We start from the raw sequence: 17,147 nt of genomic DNA on the forward strand, positions 1-17,147 counted from the left end.
GCGCAACGCCTGCGACTACTGGATCGACATCGGCGCGTCTTCACGCAGCGAGCGGATGTAGTTGACCAAGTCCCAGATCTGGTTCGGTTCCAAACTGGCAGCGGGCATTGGCGTGCCGTCGATGCCTGCGGCGATCCGCAGATACAATAGCTCCGGATCGGCACCGCCGCGGTACAAGCCCTGGCGGAAATCGCGAGCCTTGATCAGTCGTGGTGGCAGGACGCCGCGAGCGATCAATGGGATCTGAGCCGCTTCGTCGGTCGGATCGATACCGCGTTGCAACGTCCAGTCTTTGGTCCAGTCGTCGTAGTCTTTGTTGGTTCCGTCGCCCCAGCCCTTGGGGCCGTGGCACTTGGCACATGCAGCGCGTTCGGTGATGAACAGCTCTTTGCCGCGTTGGATCGATTGCTTCAAGGGCGAATCGCCCGGCGCCTTCGCCGCGGCCACGACCTCGTCGATCGTTGCCGGTACGGGAACGTCTTCGGGTTCGGGGACTTCGACGACTGCATCCTCGGCGTCCAACCAACCCTCGACGGCGCCAAAGGTGAGGTCCTGGATGAATTCCCACTGCTCGGCGAACATCTCGTACTCTTCGATTTGAGCTTCATCGGTGAGCGTTTCGGGATCGAAGTCGTCTTTGTATTTCTGCAGATATTTGTCGACCATCGCGTTGTCGAACAGCGTTTCGCCAGCGGCAAAGTCGATCAATTCCGCCTCTTCCAACAGCGCCCGTTCGACTTCGCCACGCCATGTCAGATACATCACGTAATCGATCAACGCTTCGACATCTTCGGGATTCTTATTCAGTTCGGGGATCGCCACCATCGCGGTCCCGTCGAGTCCGTGGGTGATCGCAAAATGGAGATCTTCACGCAGCGGCTTCGAACCGCGGCGGGTGCTCTTAAATTTGTATTTCCCCATCCGATAGTCGCGAGGATAGGGATCAAGCAGTGCGGCGGTCGTGCCGCGACCGTTGCCGGTGATGCCGTGGCAGGTCGAGCAATGTTGGCGATACAGCCCGCGGCCCTGTTCGCTGGGCGAACCCGATGCGGCGACCAAATTATCCATGCTGACCAGCGTTCCGAGATCAGGATCCTCGAGAAGGAAGTCGGGCAGTTTCGGATCGTCGGGAGTCCCGAACAATCGCGTAAGCGCGGTCTGCGTTTCCGCCAACGCTTGATCCATCGGCTCTTCGACCGACATCGACACCAGTTCGGCCAAGACCATGTTCGGTTCGAATTCCGCAACATAAGGCTTTTCGCAGCCAGTCAAAGCAGCCAAACCGATCAGCAGCAATGCGTAGGTAGTCGTTTTCATGGTGATCCTATGTAATGTGGTGGTCTGTTGTATTGTATCGTTTGCCATGCCGATTCGTCTTGGGGAGGTCGGCATTGGTGGCCGCCGGATCAGCCATCGGGATCGGCGGAACCGCGTCGATCGAGATCGCTTTCCGCGGCCTTCGTCGGCTGGGGGCGCGTGTCGCGGTCGTCGATCAAGATCCGTACCGCCGGGGTTTCTAAGTCGTCGTATTGTCCGCCGCGGATGCAGTACACGCAGGCGATCATGCCAGCTGCGCCCAGGGCAAGCGCCAGCGGCAAGGCGACAAACAACACGCTCATTTTGTCCTCTCGGGTTCATCTCGTTCGCGGAAGCTGCGCGAAGCGAGCGTCAACGACAACACGCTCACACTGCTCAACGGCATCAACACCGCAGCGACCAGCGGGCTGATCCGTCCGGCCATCGCCAGGCCGACAGCGATCACGTTGTATCCTAGCGAAACGGCAAAGGTGATGTGAATCAGCCGAGCGGTTCGGCGGGCGCCGCGGACCAGTTCGACAACACTTCCCAGTCTACCCGATGCGATGAAAATTGGCGCCGCTTGCAAACTAACTTCCGCTCCGCCACGGACCGCAATCCCGACATCCGCCGCGGCCAAAGCTGCCGCGTCGTTGGCTCCATCGCCGATCATCACCTGCAATCCCGGGGCTGGTTCGGGGAGAGCATGATCCGCCGAGCCAGAATCGGTCGGGCCGTGATGCGACACAATGTCCAGTTTGTTTTCGGGAGAAAGCCCGCCGATCGCCAGCGATTGCGGCACACCCACGCGATCGGCAACGCTGCGGACGACGCCGGGATGGTCTCCCGACAGGATGCCGACTCGCCATCCGGCCCGCTTGAGTTCCGCGATCGCCACGTCGGCGCCAGCTCTCAACGGATCGTCGATCCCCAGCACGGTGATCGCGATCGCGTCGCGAGCGACCACGATCGCCGTGGTCCCTTGAGCGGTCAACCGCTCGGCTGCCTGCGACAATTTAGCCGGGATTTCGATCCCCTGGGACTGAATGAATTTCAGACTTCCGGCCGCGATCGCGGCACCGCGATGTTCCCCCAAGACGCCGCCGATCGCGATCTGCGTTCGCGCGGTTGCTTCATCGGAAGAGTCAGTTCCTGCGGTCGAGTTGTCTTCGACAGCTGCCGCCACCCCTTCGAAGTCGTCGGGCAGATCGGCGGCCGCTAGGATCGCATCGGCGATCGGATGGCAGACATCGCGTTCGATCGCCGCGGCGCTTGTTAAGCCCTCGCGATCACCGATCACTTCGACGACCCGCGATCGTCCTTCGGTCAGCGTCCCGGTTTTGTCGAACCAGATCGTTCCGGTTCCGGCCAGCTGTTGCAGCGAGCTACCGTCGCGGATCAAGATCTTCCGCCGAGCGGCTCGGCCCAGCGAGACCGCGATCGCCAGTGGCGTTGCCAACGCCAAGGCGCAGGGACAGGCGACGATCAACAGCGCCGTGGCATTGGCCGCTCCCTGTTGCCAATTGTCGCGCGCACTGAGCGCAAACGCGACGAGCGCCAACGTGGTCACCACGATCACAAAGATCCCGCCGATCCGATCGGCCAATTGAACGATCGGCGTCTTGCGGGCCGCGGCCGCTTCGACGGCTTGCATCACCCGCCCGATCCGGCTCGCATCGCCGCTCGCTTCGACGCAGACATCGATCGAACGCGTGACGTTCACCGTGCCGGCAAGGACCGTCTCGCCCACCGCGGCGCGAATCGGCTGGCTCTCCCCCGTCAACAACGACCTGTCGATCGTCGTCTCTCCAGCAATGATCTCTCCGTCAGCTGGAAAGCTTTCACCCGCGGCGACGCGAATCCGGTCGCCCGCCTGCAAGTTGTCGGCCAGGACCGCCTGCGTCTCGCCATCGTCCAGGATCCGGCTGGCGTGGCGTGGCGTGATCCGCAGCAGCAGATCGACCGAGCGCGCGGCGCGATGCTGCTGGCGGAACTGGATCCAGCGGCCGATCAACAAAAAGAAAACCAACACGGCCAGCGAGTCGAAGTAGACGTCGCCGCGGCCGGTGATCGCGTTGATCAGCCCGGCGACCGAACCGACCGAGAGGCCTAGCGCGACCGGTAGATCCATATGAGGTGTGCGTGTTCGCAGCGACGCCATCGCGCCGCGGAAGAAGGTTCGTCCGGGCACCGCGACTGCCAGAAGGCCCAATCCCGTTCCGATCGTTCTCAAAAACATTCGATGATCGGCAGCGACGCCCGAGGCTTCCCCGGCGTACAGACCGATCGCGATCCACATCGCGTTGGCGGCACAGAAGCCGGCGATCGCGATCTGGATCAGCAGTCGCCGGTTTTCGCGAGCGAAGTGATCGTCGAGCTGTTTGGTGAGCGGAGCGACTTGGTAGCCCAAGCGGTCCATCGTGCGAGCGATCTCGCTCAACGGAACCCGCTGCGGATCGAAGACGATGCGGATCGTATGATCGCTCATTTTGACGCGGGCCAATTGCCAGCCGTCGATCCGCGCCGCCGCGTTTTCGATCAGCCAAGCACATGCGCCGCAGTGCAGTCCGTGGAGCGCTAGATCGGTCGAAAGCAGACCGCCCGATTGCGGCTTCGGAGCCGAATCGCCTAAGAATTCCGGCTGGTCGAAGACGTCGTATCGCGACCGCTGGCCGGGGACGCCTTGAGCCGCGGCGGAGGTCATCTGATCGCGAAGGGCGTAGAAATCGGAAAGGCCCCAGCCGTTGATCAGGTCGTACGCGCCGTGGCAACCGTTGCAGCAGAAGATCCGCTGCGGATCGGCATCGGCGCGGACTCGCGTCGGCAGTCCGCAATGGACGCAGGGAAGTTCGACGATCGCCGGGCAAGCGGATTCGTCGGCACTGGCGGCCGAATCGGCTGGCAATTCAGCTGCGTTCGAATTGGAGAACGCTTTGGTATTCAACGCCTTTTCCTTATCCCTTTCACTATGCAGATCCGCGTTCATTAGAGGACAGCCCGCAACATCCCCTCGGCCTTGTCCCACGTCTCCTGTTCCTCTTGCTCCGGTTTGCTGCGCGATGTGATCCCGCCACCGACGGGCATCTGAAGCCAGCCGTCGCGGCAGGTGACGGTGCGGATCAAGATGTTCAGGTCGCCGCGGCCGCCGGTCGAAAGGTAGCCGAGCGATCCGCAATAGGGACCGCGAGCTGTCGGTTCCAGTTCGGCGATGATCTGCATCGCGCGGACCTTCGGAGCTCCGGTGATCGATCCGCCGGGAAAGCTGGCTCTCAACAGATCGACCACGTCGACATCGTCGCGCAGCCTGCCGTGGACGCGCGAGACCAGGTGCTGGACGCATTCATATTGTTCCAGTTCGCAGAGCCCAGCGACGTCGATCGAATCGTCGTTGCAGACTCGCGACAGATCGTTTCGCATCAGATCGACAATCATCACGTTTTCGGCGCGGTCCTTGAGACTGGATAGCAGTTGCGCCCCAAGCTGTTGATCGACCGCGGCGTCGCCGGTCCGCGGGCAGGTTCCCTTGATCGGTCGAGTCTCGACGAAGCGGTCATCGATTTGCAGGAACCGCTCCGGCGAAGCGCTGACAACTTGCCAATCACCGCCGTCAAAATAGCCGGCAAACGGAGCGGCGTTCCGCGATCGCATCCGCAGGTAAGCGGCAACCGCTCCGTGTTGGTCGGGATACAACAATCGCTGGGCGAGGTTGACTTGGAAGGCATCGCCGCGGCGGATGTAATCGATCACGTCGCCGACTGCGGTGCGAAATTCACCGGGGGCGAAGTTGCTGGTCAGCGAAGGGTCGATCGGCGTGCGGAACTGCGGCGCCAGCGCGTCGTGTGCCCGCGGAGCGGATCGCGGCGGTCGAGGCATCGCCGTCGGCGTGCACCCCAACCACCATTGGATCTGCTGCATCCGTCGCGCGGCGGCGACGCGTCGCCGATCGGGATCGGTTTCGGGCCAGCCTTGGCTGATGATCCAGCCGCGGTTCTGTTGGTGATCGACGGCGATCGTCCAATCGTAAAGGCCCACGCAGAGCGGCGGTGTCGGCAAGTCGTTGAACCGCGGTGCGGGGATCGGTTCGAGCGATCGGCCCAGTTCGTAGCCCAGGACGCCGGCGAGGCCTCCTTGGAAGGGAGGCAGCCCCGGCGCGGCAGCTTGGCTGAGCAAGGGGATGAATTTTTGCAGCTTGGCCAGCGGATCGGCGTCGTCGTCGGTGGCCGATACGATTTCGATCGGATCGGCGGTGAGGAACGAATACCGGCCCAGATCGGGCATCGGTTTGGCGCTGTCCAACCAGAGGCAATGGGGCAGATGGCACAGCCGCAGGAAGACCTCGCGGAGATCGGTTTGCGGCGGCAGAGGCGCGACCAACGGGCAATCCCCCGCCGACGTGAAGTCGGGCGTGGCGGGGTGCAGGTCGGCGGGCGTGGGGATCACCATCTACAGCAAGTCGGTAGGGAGAACCAGCGACGCGGGCGTTCGCTGGCGGTGGGAAATCAAGCTTCGACAGCAGTCAACGATTCTTGCCCCATCACGGGTTCAACCGCTGGCAGATTGCCAGCGACCCGCGTCTCCTGCCACTTGCACCCCAGCATCACACAATTGATTCCCGAGCCGATGCCGAGCAGACCAATTCGTTGGTCGGGTTGAACATGTTGGTATTGACCAGCCGCGGCCAGCGCCAGCGGCAACGCGACCGAACCGGTGTTGCCCAACCATGGGAAGACGGCGGTGTCATTTTCCGGGGGCAGACTCAGCGTTTCCAACATCAGCGCGCGATGGCGTCCGCCCACTTGATGGCAGATCGTTCGATCGATGTCGGCGCGATCCCATTTGGCATCGGCAAGCAGTTTCTCGAACCCGGCGGCTCCGGCGGCAACTCCCGCGGCCAACAGACGTTCCGAATCGGTATCCATCAACGGCGCCATGTTCGCACCGGCTGAATCGGTGTCGCTGCGGCAGAGGTTATGTCCGTCGGTGGCGGCATGCGAAACCGCGTGCTCCAGTCGCGAGCCCGATTGGCTGATCCGGCGGTGGGTCAGCAGCACGGCACAGCTGCCCGAGCCGATCGTCAGCGAAGCGAAAGCCGGTTTGACCGTCTTGCGCGTGATCGATTCATCGGCGTTCAGGTTGTTGATCGTCGCTTCCAACAGCGGGCGGCTGTTCTCGGTCCCGACAACGATACCGGCTTCGATCGCACCCTGTTCGATCAGCGTCGCGATCTGCACGATCCCGTTGAGCAGACCGAGGCAGGCGTTGGAGACGTCATAGACCCAGCAGTTTGGCGAAAGGCCAGCGCCGTGATGGACGCGCGACGCCGTGGCGGGTTCGAGGAAGTCGCGGCAGACGCTGGCGTGGATCAGGCATCCGACGCGGGCTGGATCGATTCCGGCGGCGGAGATCGCCGACTTGCAGCTCTCGATACTCGGACCGCTGGGCAGAGTGCCGGCGGGCCAAACGCGGCGCTGGGCGATCGAACTCATCAATTCCAGGCGGCCTTCGGGCAGACGCAGCCGGCTGTAGAGCGGTTCCAGGCGGCGTTCGATCTCGTCGCTAGTCCAAACTTCTTCGGGCAAATGGACTCCCAGCGATTCGATGCAGACGTTTTCAAATTGCAATGGAAGCCTCGTAGAGCGGGGGGGTTGCGGCGGAATCAGGCCCGGGGCGAACTGGATCGGTCCCGGAAAAAGCTGGTCTCACGATGAATTAGAACTGTAATCCCGACGCTCAAACGAAGCGCACGGCGACAGATCCGTCCGTGAAGGAATCTAAGATACCGCATATGGCAGGCGTTGGTAAAGCTGCGAAACGCCCAGGAGCGAGGGGGCGACAAAACGCCCGAACGGCTCTGCGGACCAGGCAAGCAATGCTAGCAACGGGTTTGCTAGCACAACGGGTAGTAGCAGCAAATCGGGGCGGGCGTCAAATGTAGAAACTGCTTGCCATAGCGAAAATGCCCGATACAGTTCCTCCCGTCAGATGACGTGTCGCCCGTGACACGTCGCAAGACCCTTCGCTCTATCCAGAGATGGAACTTTCGATTCGCGATTGAGACACCAGCCGCAAACGCGGCGACACGGTTGGACCAACAACCGTTGATGTGATGATCCAGCGATCGATTGGAAAGAGGGTAGCGAAAGAATTCGGATGACGCCGAACCACGCTTCCCGACGCCGATCGATCGACGCTAGCGGCAAATGCTGCTGAAGACCCAGAGTATTTAAATCATCACCGTCGCTGCAAGAGCAAGCTGCAAGCAATTACGAAAAACGTTTTGGAAGACGCGAAGAAATTCATTAACGTTCACTCTGGAGAGGATTTTCAGATGACGTCTACTCGACCACTTATCGGCATCAACACCGACTTTCGCCCTGCACAACAACGCACCCCTGCCTACGTCTACTTGGCGGCTGGTTACTACGAAAACATTCAAGCTGCGGGCGGCATTCCGGTAATCCTGCCACCTAGCAACGACGTCGATGCCATTCATGCTGCGATGGATCGCCTGGATGGATTTGTCTTGATCGGTGGTCAAGATTTGGACCCACGCAACGACGGTTATATGTTGCACCACAGCATGAAACTGATGCATTCGAACCGCGAGACATTCGACCGAATCGTCGTCAACGAAATCACCGAACGTCGCATGCCTGTGCTGGGCATCGGAGCCGGGATGCAGTTGTTGAACATTGTTCAAGGGGGCAACCTGTTCTACGACATCGCAGAAGACCTACCGAACGCGGTTCCACACCGCGATCACCAAGACCCATTGCACCGCCACAGTCTGGTTGTCGAATCGGATTCGTTGGTCGGTCGCGTTTATGGCGACGGCGAGATCCGCGTTGCCAGTCGCCATCACATGGCGATCGACGAAGTTGCTCCCGGTTTCCGCGTCACCGCTCGCTGCCCCGATGGCGTGATCGAAGCGATCGAGAGCGAGATGATGGACTGGTTCGCCGTCGGCACCCAATTCCATCCCGAATGCGAAGCGGCATCGGCGCTTGATATCCGGATTTTTGAAGAGTTTGTCGATGGCGTGAAAGAGCGTCAGACGGGCGACCTGCGACTGGTTGCTTAATAAGGAAGACGAAGGGGTTTTTACCCAATAACGGAATTTGCCCACCGGACAAGGATTGTTCGGCAGGTCACCATGGTTGGCACGCTTGGCGTGCTACGCGGCAAGGAGGCTGCGTCATGGTGGACCGGGCGACTGCGAAGAGATTGATTTAGACATCGGCTGACCTCCCGGGGCATGGATGCTTTGCTGGGTTGCCGTTTGTCCGATTGACACGCAGCGGATCGAACGCGGTACGATGATGGACTAGACGACCGCTCGATCCTTTTTCTGTTGAAGGGCCTCCCCACGTGAAGAACTTCAGTATTGTTCCAAGCGACGACGAACTCGCTTCGGTCCCCCGCGACTTGCGTTTCTACAGCGTCAACAACGACGCTCCGACGGTTTTAACCGGCGATCAGATCGATCGATTCAATCGCGATGGCTACGTCGCGCCGCTGCCAATCTTCGGCGACGCGGAGATCTCCGGCATTCGCAGCTACTTCGACGACCTGTTGGCTCGCGTCACCGCGGCGGGAGGCAACAGTTATTCGATCAGTTCGGCGCATCTGAAGTACGGTCCCGTTTACGACATCCTGAAGGATCCGCGGATCGTCGACTGTGTCAGCGATCTGTTGGGCGAAAACGTGATCGGTTGGGGATCGCACTTCTTCTGCAAGATGCCCCACGACGGCAAATCGGTCGCCTGGCATCAAGACGCCAGCTACTGGCCGTTGTCTCCCTCCAAAGCTGTCACCGTTTGGTTGGCGATCGACGACGCGGATGAAGAGAACGCTTGCATGCGTTTTATCGCCGGTTCGCATCACGTCGGCCACCTGACCTATCGCCCCAGCGATTCGGCGGAGCACAACGTGCTGAACCAGACGATCGACAACCCGGAGCAATACGGTTCGGTCGTCTACAATCCGCTGCCGGCTGGTAGCGCATCGATCCACAGCGATCTGCTGTTGCACGGGTCCAAGGCGAACGATTCGGATCGCCGCCGCTGCGCCCTGACGCTCCGCTACTGCAGCGCCGACGTCCATGCAGCTCTCGACTGGAACCAAAAGGGAGTCCAAGTCCGCGGAACCGATCCATCGGGACACTGGTCCAACCTGACGCGCCCAGCGGAGAGCTGATTAAGACGGTGGAGGCCAACTTGCTGAAGCGTGGCCAAATCCGGAAGGCCGATCCAGGCAAATCGATTGGCTGGCAAGCCGGGGATCGCGTTATTGATCCTCGTCGATCAATTCGGCTTCTTGGATACTGATCTCAACCGGTTGGTCGTGTTTGTAGCTGATCGCACCGTAAAGTTTGACAACGCGTCCGAGCGATTCGAGCATTGTCGGTTGCAACATCTTGTGGAAGCTGCCTTTGATCCGTTGCTTCCGGTCGTCGACAGTCAATTGTATTTGGCCGCGGAGGATATCGATCGCCGTGACGGTCCCAGTGAGTCTGTCGAGTCTTTCGGCGGAAGGCTGGCGGCCGTCGATGATTTTCCGGACCCGTCCCATGAATTCGGCGTCGACTCGCATCGCTGCTGTCGCTTGTTGGAACCGGTCGATGGTTTGGTATTCGACCACGCTGGCAGCGGTGTTGATCGTCGCATTGAGTTGGCGGACGGTTTGCAACGCACCGATGCTGATCTCGGTGGCTCGCTGGCCGCTGGAAATCGTGAGCAGGATGTCGCTGAAACGTTGGGCGATCTGTTCGGTCGCGATCTGATCGCCCGATTCGGTTTCGAAGTCCTGGGATTCGAGCTGCGCGGGAATGACGAAACTGCCCTCCTCGAACGGTTCGATTGCAAGTCGGCTGAACGCTTGGACTTCGGCGGAAATCGAACGCATGTCGGCGAAGTTGGGATTGATTCCGACGACGAGGTCTTGCGCTGCGTAGTGGGCCAAGCGTTGCGTCAGTTCGATGACTTTTGCGACGGCGGATGCAGCAAGCGTCTGTCCACCGGCGTTGGGCAGCAGACGTGTGATGATTTGCGGCGACTGGGGCGCGGGGACGCCCAGTAGGCTCGTTTCCGCCAGCGCGGCTCGTGTTTGCTGATCGGCGTTTCGATACCAACGCGGTGCAAAGCCGGAGGGATCAGAATTTGTCATTTCGATAATCCTCCAGTAGTTCGAGTCCGCCGTTGGCGATGATTTCCAAATACGTCAGTTTTCGGTCGACGTGATGTCCATGGGGAGTTGGCCCCAGGATACCCGTTTGTTTGTGGGTAAACAGCGGTTGGGGACGTCCCGATTCGAGCTTGCGATAAAAGTCGAGGGCTGCAGCGTCGGCAGCGCCGACGTCCATGCGGCTCTCGACTGGAACCAAAAGGGAGTCCAAGTCCGCGGCACCGATCCATCGGGACACTGGTCCAACCTAGCGCGTCCGGCGGAGAGCTGATTAAGACGGATGCGTTCGCGAATGCGAGAAGCCTGTCCCGATGAAGCGTCTCTCGTGTCGTCGCTTCGCGACTCGCGAGATTGCGGGCACGAAGATTCCTGGGACTCGCGTCCTGTCAGTTATACGTAAGTCATGGTGAGTTATCGCGACCGAACGCTTGCCAGGCCAGTGGGAAGTCTTTCGTTCGTCGCAGACCGTTCCACATCGCATTCATCCGAGTCAGGGCCGCAGGCTCGACCGTTTGCATAGCCCAGGCCATCGGCCTGGGTTCTAGCGGCGATGATTGACATGGTTGGGCTGTAGGCCCGGTCGATTGTCACCAACCACCCCGGGACGTTGCCCCTTCGCCTGTTGGGAAATGAAACCGGGCGACGTCGGCTGATACCCAGCCCTGCAGGCTGGGCTATGCAAATTGCTGGACCTTCGGCCCGCGCCAGGCGTGCCAGGAATGTGCCTGTCCCTTTCGCCCCTTGCTTTCGCCGTTCTCTGCGACTTGCGTATAACTGACAGGACTCGCGTCCCAGGCTTTTACATGCCGTCGCTTTGCGACTGGTGCGGATTGGGGCAGTCAATATTTATGACTGCTTGGCCTTGTTCTGTCGCGGACTTCGGAGAAAACGCTAGGAGACGCGTTCGTTTTCTTGGTCGACTTCAGGCGGGGCGGTCGGGTCGCGCTGTTCGCGTTTCTGCAGGTACATCTTGATCGGGACTTCCGAAAACGGCAGGTTGTCTCGCAATACGCTCAGCAGAAAGCGGCGGTAGTCGGGAGCAAAGCCCTTGGGATCGTTGCACATCAGCACGATCGTCGGCGGTTCGGTCGAGACCTGGGTCGCGTAATAGATCTTCGGCCGCCGGTTTTGGAACATCGGCGGTTCTTGGTGCTCGATCGCCGCTTGAACGATTCGGTTTAGCCTTCCGGTGCTGGTCCGCTCGCGAGCTTGTTTGAACAGCATTTGCGAATGGTTGAGCAAGGCCTTGATGTTCTTGCCGGTCTGCCCGGTGATAAACGCGATCGGGGCGTATTGCATCGTGGGGAATTGCGACCGCAGGTATTTAACCCAGCGTTCGGTTGGCATCTCGTCGTGGTAAAGGTCCCACTTGTTGACGACAAACACGCACGGTTTGTATTCGTCGGCGATGTAGCCGACCAATTGCTTGTCGACCTTGCTGATCTTTTCGCTGGCGTCGAAGAACATCAACGAAACATCGGCTCGGCGGATGCTGCGTTGAGCCCGGTGCATGCCGTAATAATCGAGGTCGGTCCGGACGCTGCGGCGTCGACGCAGACCGGGAGTATCGATCGCGGTGAATTGATGGCCGTCGAGTTCGAAGTTGACGTCGACGCTGTCGCGGGTCGTTCCGGCAACTTCGCTGACGATCATCCGTTTGGCTTGAGCCAGCGAATTGACGAACGTGCTTTTGCCGACGTTGCGGCGGCCAACGATCGCAAACTTCATGTGCGCGTCGACGGCGCGATCACTGCTTGGCGGCAAGCGATCGACGATCAATTGCATCAGTTCGTCGCGGTGCCGCTTCTGTTCGGCACTGACGCAAATCAAATGCCCTCGCCCTAGCTTGTGGAACTCTTCGGCTGAGATGTCGAGGTTCTCGTGGTCGGCTTTGTTGGCCAACAGGACGATCGGGCGGTCGATGCTGCGCAGACGCTCGGCGACCAGAGAGTCCAGCGGCATCAGGCCGGTGCGGATATCGACGACAAACAGAATCACGTCGGCTGTGGCGATCGCGACTTCGATCTGGGCTTCGACATCGGCCGTCAGGTCGTCCGAATCGACGACTCCCATCCCGCCGGTATCGATCAATTCGAAGAAGTTCCCTTCGTGTTCGATCAGCGTTGTCATGCGATCCCGGGTCACCCCTTCGTAATCGTCGACGATAGCGATACGGCGGCCGGCTAGCCAATTGAAAATACTGCTCTTGCCGACGTTGGGACGTCCGACAATCGCGACTTTGGGCATCGACATGGGTGATAGCTAACGAGGGGAGACGCAAGAAAAAACGATACAACCTTTTAGAATCCGCTGCCGATGTCGATCAATCAATCCCAAATCGCGTTGGCGGTGGGCGAATGCATGAAAATTGGCCCCTGGTTTGGTTATATTTGACGTCCTGCCTGTTCTCATCCTCGATCGCTCGGTCATCAGCCCCCAAAAGGGAGATCTTTTTGGCTGCTCCACGCTCCGCACGTTCCCGCTGTTTTCTGCAGTTTGTCGTCGCCATCGCGCTGCTTTCCAGCGGCAGTTGGGCGGTCGCAGCCGATGCGGTTTGGTACCTTCCGCCAGCGGCCAGTTCGGTCGGCCAGACCGGTTGGTTGCCCCAACCGCTGCGAAAATTGAGCGGCACGATCGAGTCGTTCCAGCAGGGGAAGTTGCAGATCGTCGTCGCCGATGCCTCGTCGGTCGAAGGGCTCGCCCGGCGGGAGCTGGACGACGACCGGATCGTTTGGATTCAGGTCGATTGGTCGGGAGAGGGAGCCGAGGTCCAGCAGGCCTTTGAAGACTTCAACAACCGGCAGTTCGCAGCCTGTTTGAAACCGATGGGTGAATATGTCAAACGAGCCAAGCCGCGATGGCGGCAATTGATCGCTTACGGTTACCTGATGAATGCCGCCGCGGCTGTCGATAAGCATTCGGCGGCATTGGCGATCGCCGCAGGGTTCCACGCCGCGGCGCCGCCAGCTTGCTTTTACAGTCTGCTGCCGATCGCGTGGACTCGTCCGCCGATCAACGCTGCCCGCGATCAAGCGGCTGTGGCGGGGCTGCAGCATGCCGATCCAGCGGTTCGCGTGATCGCGGCCAGTTGGTTGCTGACGGGAACAAATCGGCAGCGAGCCGATGCTGTCTTGGCGCGGGCCAGCAATGATCCGACCGATCCGCTGTTGGCGCGACTGGCCGATGCGATCCGCTGGCGAACCGCTGCCGGGCCGGAGGTCGCTGCGTCGCTTGCGACTTGGGAGCGAAAGGTCGACCAATTGCCGATCGCAGTGCAGGCGGGACCGATGGCCGCGATCGCCGATCGATTGCAAGCGAGCGGTCGCGGGGAGGATGCGCTCGCGTGGTGGTTGAGCGTCGCCGAGCTGGGGAAACAGCCCGGCGAGCTGGCCGACGAAGCAGCTGCCCAGGCGCGGCAGCTGATGGAAACGATGGCCGAACAGGCAGCGGCGGATCAGTCCAACAAGTGAACCAGCAGTCCGCTGCGAAGCTTCGGTTCGAACCAAGTGCTCTTGGGCGGCATGATCTCATCGGCGTCCGAAACGCCCATCAACTGCTCGATCGATGTCGGGAACATCGAAATCGCACAGGCCCACGCGCCCGAATCGACTCGCGTTTCCAGTGCCTTGGTGCCGCGGATGCCGCCGACGAAATCGATTCGCGGATCGGTGCGGACGTCTTCGATTCCGAAGATCGGTTGCAGGACGCGTTTTTCCAGCAGCGCCACGTCGAGTGAGTCGATCGGATGGTTGTGATCGATCGAATCGGCGGGCAGGGTCAATCGGTACCACGATCCGCCCAGGTAGAAGCAGAACGAACCAGCGGTTGGCGGAACGGGATCGGTGATCGGTTCAAACGTGCCCAGCTGAGTCAGTTTTTCGCGGACCTGTTCGACCGATTGGCCGTTGAGATCTTTGAGGACGCGGTTGTAGGACAAGATGTTCAATTGGCTGGCGGGGAACAGAACCGTCAGGAACCAATTGTATTCCTCGTCGCCGGTGTGGTTGGGATTGTTGTCGCGGCGTTCGGCTCCGGCTCGCCAAGCGCTGGCGGCGCGGTGATGTCCGTCGGCGACATAGAACTTAGGAACGGCGGACAATGCGGAAACGTAATCCCCCGCGTTGTCGATCTTCCAGACCGTGTGTTGGACTCCGTCGACCGCGGTGAAGTCATACAGCGGCGCCTCGGTGATCGCGGTTTCGACCATCGCGTTGGTCTTGCTGTCGTCGCGGTAGGTCAAGAAGACCGGGCCGGTGTGAGCGCCCAAGGTGAGGACGTGGCGCGTGCGGTCGTCCTCTTTCGCCTTGCGTGTTTTTTCGTGCTTTAAGATCAGGTTATTTTCGTAATCTTCGACGTGGCAGCAGCAGACGACGCCGACTTGGCTGTTGCCATCCATGACCTGGCGGTACAGGAAGATCGCGTCGCCGTCGTCTTGTTGCAGGACGTTATCGCGGAGAAAACGCTGCAGGTTGTCGGATGCTTTGGCGTAGATCGCGTCGTCGTAGGGATTCGTATCGGCCGGCAGATCGATGTCGGGACGAACGATGTGCAGGAACGAATCGGGATTTCCAGCGGCCAATTCAACCGCTTCGTCGCGGTCGCACACGTCGTAGGGGACCGAGGCGACTTTAGCTGCGTTGTCGGCTTGGGGACGCAACGCGCGGAAGGCTTTAATTCGTGGCATCGTGTTGGACTTCTTTAATAGGAAGATTCAGTCGGTGATGGGCGGATTCCATTGCCCGACGCTGCGGCGGCTGTTTGAAAGGAGCCGGCCTGGGGCAAGCCGAATACGCACCAAGGGGGCGTCGCGGGATTGCCCGGCGTTTGTCGGACGCTCGGAAAAGGCGAAGCCTAGCCGACTTTCCGCAGCGAACAAAGCCCCGGCGATATCAAACCGCGGTGCAGAAAGGATAGGGAAATGGTCAAGTTGTGCGGGTTGTCCAGCCGATAACGATTCTAACGCGTAATTTGTACGAGCCAAGACTTGGGCGGGATCCGCATTGGTGACTGCCGGCAAAATTTCCTAGAGATTCAACGATGCCTCGAAAGAACACATCCCACTTGCTCGAACTGGTTGGTTGCCTGTCGCTGGCGGCCACGATCTTGGTCGGTTCGACTGGCTGCCAAGTTAGTGTTGCCGGGCAAACGCTGCCAAGTCCCTACTATCTGGACGACGATGTTCAGTATTTCCCAGCGGGACCTGAGTTCAAGCTGCCACGCGAAGCTGCGGCGTTGCGAGCCGCTCGAGCCGAAGAAAAGCTTCGCGGCAATTGATCACGTCGCTTGCGGACCAGCCCTGCTTGGGGCTGTGATACCGGGCTCCGCTGATCCGTGTCTCGCTGCCACGGCGATCGATCCAACATCAAAGGTTGGGGCGGTTTTTGGGAACCCGATCAGGTGCCGTCGAAGAAGAAGTCGTAGCGTTCCGCTTTGATGTTCGACGTCGCCACAAACTTGTGGTTGGGGATGAACAGCGGGGCGAAGAACGCATTCTTGTTGTAATCGACCTCGACCTTGACCACGATCTCCTCGGTCGCCGACGTCAACGGTTGGCCATTGTTGACGGTGACGGTGACCCCTTTGGCGCCGATTGCGTCCAACAGATTCTCCGCCGCATCGACGGCATCTTGCGCATCCGCCCCCGAAACCATCGCGGCGCGGGCACCGTAATAGGCGCTATTCTGGGCTGTGTTGCGAATCAGGTTCAGCCGCGAGAACTCGATGCAGGTGAACAGCACCAGAAACAGCGTGTTAGCGACGACCGCAAATTCAACCACCGCCGCGCCACGACGATCTTGCCAGCGACACATGCCGCGGCGGCGTCTCCGGTTGGCGGGAGCGGTTGGAATGGGGGAGCGGTTCATCGGTGCAGGACTTGCCTCAGATGTGTTGATTGGGGCGATCGGAAGATGGATCAGTCGAGGTTGGCATACTCTTTACGCATCCAAACAAACGCTTGGATGTTCCCACTGGAAAACAATTGGGCGGGAGAGAGGATGTTGCCGCTGGCGGGAACCTGGACCAGGACACGGCAATGTTCCAGCGTTTCGGCGGAATCGAACCCTCCACTGGTTGGGCTGTTGGTTCGTTGGATCTGCACGACTTCGTTGTTTTTGTAGGTGATCCCGCGTTCGTCCAAAATTTCTTTGACCCGCGCGGTCGCTTCGGCGTTTGTCCCGCCGCGAGCGATTCCAACGCGTGCCCCTTCGTAGGCAGCGATCGACAGCGACTCTTTCAGAAACATCGCCGAACAAACGTCGATCGTGGCAACTGTCAATGTGATCAGAACGGGCAAGCAGATCGCCATCTCGACGACCGCGGCACCCGTGCGGTTTGCTTTTCTGCGACTTGCGTTCACGGCGATTCCAGTGAATCGGTTTTGGCGAATGGACCTTGGACGCGAAACAACACATCCCTCACTGGGAACCATAGTTTTGAATTTAATGGGCGAAGCTCGCATTCGCTCAAACTTGCCCTCGCCCAGGGCTCGCGAAGTTCGTACTGCAACGAATGTCAGGGTCGGACGACTACCGCCACCAGGAGGTGGGGGGACTGCGTCTAGCACGTTTGGTTGCGGGTTTCGCTTTGTTTGTGTGGGTTTTTTGGCGATTGGGTCATTTCTCTCATTGCGTTTATGTGTTCCAGCCGTCCATAATCACCGCTTAATG

General features: G+C 60.1%; 15 protein-coding genes. 4 read left to right on the forward strand and 11 right to left on the reverse strand.

All coding sequences use genetic code 11. The features are described from left to right. Positions 1–15 precede the first annotated feature (15 nt). The 5 genes from EC9_RS08225 to EC9_RS08245 form a co-directional block, all read right to left on the reverse strand. Positions 16–1,317, reverse strand: a complete 1,302-nt coding sequence (locus tag EC9_RS08225; RefSeq protein ID WP_218934675.1) for a c-type cytochrome — start codon at positions 1,315–1,317, stop codon at positions 16–18. 89 nt (positions 1,318–1,406) lie between these two features. Next, entirely contained in the window at positions 1,407–1,619 is a 213-nt protein-coding gene (ccoS, locus tag EC9_RS08230; protein ID WP_145343959.1) for a cbb3-type cytochrome oxidase assembly protein CcoS, read from the reverse strand. Further along, a complete protein-coding gene (locus EC9_RS08235; protein WP_246106023.1) occupies positions 1,616–4,240 on the reverse strand; it encodes a heavy metal translocating P-type ATPase in 2,625 nt (874 codons plus the stop codon). The genes ccoS and EC9_RS08235 overlap by 4 nt, the downstream gene beginning before the upstream one ends. Positions 4,241–4,281: 41 nt before the next feature. Continuing rightward, positions 4,282–5,739 carry an anthranilate synthase component I family protein gene (locus EC9_RS08240; RefSeq protein WP_145343961.1) on the reverse strand — a complete coding sequence of 486 codons (1,458 nt, stop codon included), beginning with the start codon at positions 5,737–5,739 and terminating at the stop codon, positions 4,282–4,284. 56 nt (positions 5,740–5,795) lie between these two features. Beyond that, positions 5,796–6,917 (reverse strand): 3-oxoacyl-ACP synthase III, encoded by a 1,122-nt coding sequence (locus EC9_RS08245; protein ID WP_145283721.1) that lies wholly within the window; start codon positions 6,915–6,917, stop codon positions 5,796–5,798. A gap of 707 nt (positions 6,918–7,624) precedes the next feature. Here EC9_RS08245 and EC9_RS08250 point away from each other — a divergent pair. Beyond that, the gene (locus tag EC9_RS08250; RefSeq protein ID WP_145343963.1) at positions 7,625–8,377 is read left to right on the forward strand and encodes a gamma-glutamyl-gamma-aminobutyrate hydrolase family protein; all 753 of its coding nucleotides are present in this window, start codon (positions 7,625–7,627) and stop codon (positions 8,375–8,377) included. A 287-nt stretch (positions 8,378–8,664) separates the two neighbouring features. Further along, on the forward strand, positions 8,665–9,492 hold the full coding sequence (locus tag EC9_RS08255; protein WP_145343965.1) for a phytanoyl-CoA dioxygenase family protein: 828 nt from the start codon (positions 8,665–8,667) through the stop codon (positions 9,490–9,492). Positions 9,493–9,582: 90 nt separating this feature from the next. On the opposite strand, the gene EC9_RS08260 is transcribed toward EC9_RS08255, so the two are convergent. The 3 genes from EC9_RS08260 to der all read right to left on the reverse strand — a co-directional run bounded on the left by EC9_RS08260 (position 9,583) and on the right by der (position 12,732). After that, positions 9,583–10,461, reverse strand: a complete 879-nt coding sequence (locus tag EC9_RS08260; RefSeq protein WP_145343967.1) for a hypothetical protein — start codon at positions 10,459–10,461, stop codon at positions 9,583–9,585. Further along, positions 10,448–10,717: a hypothetical protein gene (locus EC9_RS26440; protein WP_218934676.1), complete on the reverse strand. Its 270-nt coding sequence runs from the start codon at positions 10,715–10,717 to the stop codon at positions 10,448–10,450. The genes EC9_RS08260 and EC9_RS26440 overlap by 14 nt, the downstream gene beginning before the upstream one ends. 653 nt (positions 10,718–11,370) lie before the next feature. Continuing rightward, complete coding sequence (gene der / locus EC9_RS08270; protein ID WP_145119445.1) at positions 11,371–12,732, reverse strand: ribosome biogenesis GTPase Der; 1,362 nt, start codon at positions 12,730–12,732, stop codon at positions 11,371–11,373. A 200-nt stretch (positions 12,733–12,932) separates the two neighbouring features. On the opposite strand from der, the gene EC9_RS08275 reads away from it, so the two are divergent. Further along, positions 12,933–13,949, forward strand: a complete 1,017-nt coding sequence (locus tag EC9_RS08275) for a hypothetical protein (protein WP_145343969.1) — start codon at positions 12,933–12,935, stop codon at positions 13,947–13,949. Here the strand turns inward: EC9_RS08275 and EC9_RS08280 are convergent. Further along, entirely contained in the window at positions 13,934–15,163 is a 1,230-nt protein-coding gene (locus tag EC9_RS08280) for a DUF1015 domain-containing protein (RefSeq protein WP_145343971.1), read from the reverse strand. The genes EC9_RS08275 and EC9_RS08280 overlap by 16 nt on opposite strands. 353 nt (positions 15,164–15,516) lie before the next feature. Here EC9_RS08280 and EC9_RS08285 point away from each other — a divergent pair, with 353 nt between their 5' ends. Next, positions 15,517–15,753 carry a hypothetical protein gene (locus EC9_RS08285; protein WP_145343973.1) on the forward strand — a complete coding sequence of 79 codons (237 nt, stop codon included), beginning with the start codon at positions 15,517–15,519 and terminating at the stop codon, positions 15,751–15,753. A gap of 119 nt (positions 15,754–15,872) precedes the next feature. Here EC9_RS08285 and EC9_RS08290 read toward each other — a convergent pair whose 3' ends face one another. Together EC9_RS08290 and EC9_RS08295 are read right to left on the reverse strand one after the other, a co-directional pair. Continuing rightward, entirely contained in the window at positions 15,873–16,343 is a 471-nt protein-coding gene (locus EC9_RS08290) for a TadE/TadG family type IV pilus assembly protein (protein ID WP_145343975.1), read from the reverse strand. A gap of 50 nt (positions 16,344–16,393) precedes the next feature. Then, complete coding sequence (locus EC9_RS08295; protein ID WP_246106024.1) at positions 16,394–16,837, reverse strand: TadE/TadG family type IV pilus assembly protein; 444 nt, start codon at positions 16,835–16,837, stop codon at positions 16,394–16,396. Between the last annotated feature and the right edge of the window lie 310 nt (positions 16,838–17,147).

This window comes from Rosistilla ulvae (assembly GCF_007741475.1).
GTDB classification, from domain to species: Bacteria; Planctomycetota; Planctomycetia; order Pirellulales; family Pirellulaceae; genus Rosistilla; species Rosistilla ulvae.

Coding starts and splice junctions, on each gene's coding strand:
- EC9_RS08225 (WP_218934675.1), bottom strand. CDS start 1,317: ATGAAAACGACTACCTACGCATTGCTGCTGATCGGTTTGGCTGCTTTG.
- ccoS (WP_145343959.1), bottom strand. CDS start 1,619: ATGAGCGTGTTGTTTGTCGCCTTGCCGCTGGCGCTTGCCCTGGGCGCA.
- EC9_RS08240 (WP_145343961.1), bottom strand. CDS start 5,739: ATGGTGATCCCCACGCCCGCCGACCTGCACCCCGCCACGCCCGACTTC.
- EC9_RS08250 (WP_145343963.1), top strand. CDS start 7,625: ATGACGTCTACTCGACCACTTATCGGCATCAACACCGACTTTCGCCCT.
- EC9_RS08260 (WP_145343967.1), bottom strand. CDS start 10,461: ATGACAAATTCTGATCCCTCCGGCTTTGCACCGCGTTGGTATCGAAAC.
- der (WP_145119445.1), bottom strand. CDS start 12,732: ATGTCGATGCCCAAAGTCGCGATTGTCGGACGTCCCAACGTCGGCAAG.
- EC9_RS08280 (WP_145343971.1), bottom strand. CDS start 15,163: ATGCCACGAATTAAAGCCTTCCGCGCGTTGCGTCCCCAAGCCGACAAC.
- EC9_RS08285 (WP_145343973.1), top strand. CDS start 15,517: ATGCCTCGAAAGAACACATCCCACTTGCTCGAACTGGTTGGTTGCCTG.
- EC9_RS08290 (WP_145343975.1), bottom strand. CDS start 16,343: ATGAACCGCTCCCCCATTCCAACCGCTCCCGCCAACCGGAGACGCCGC.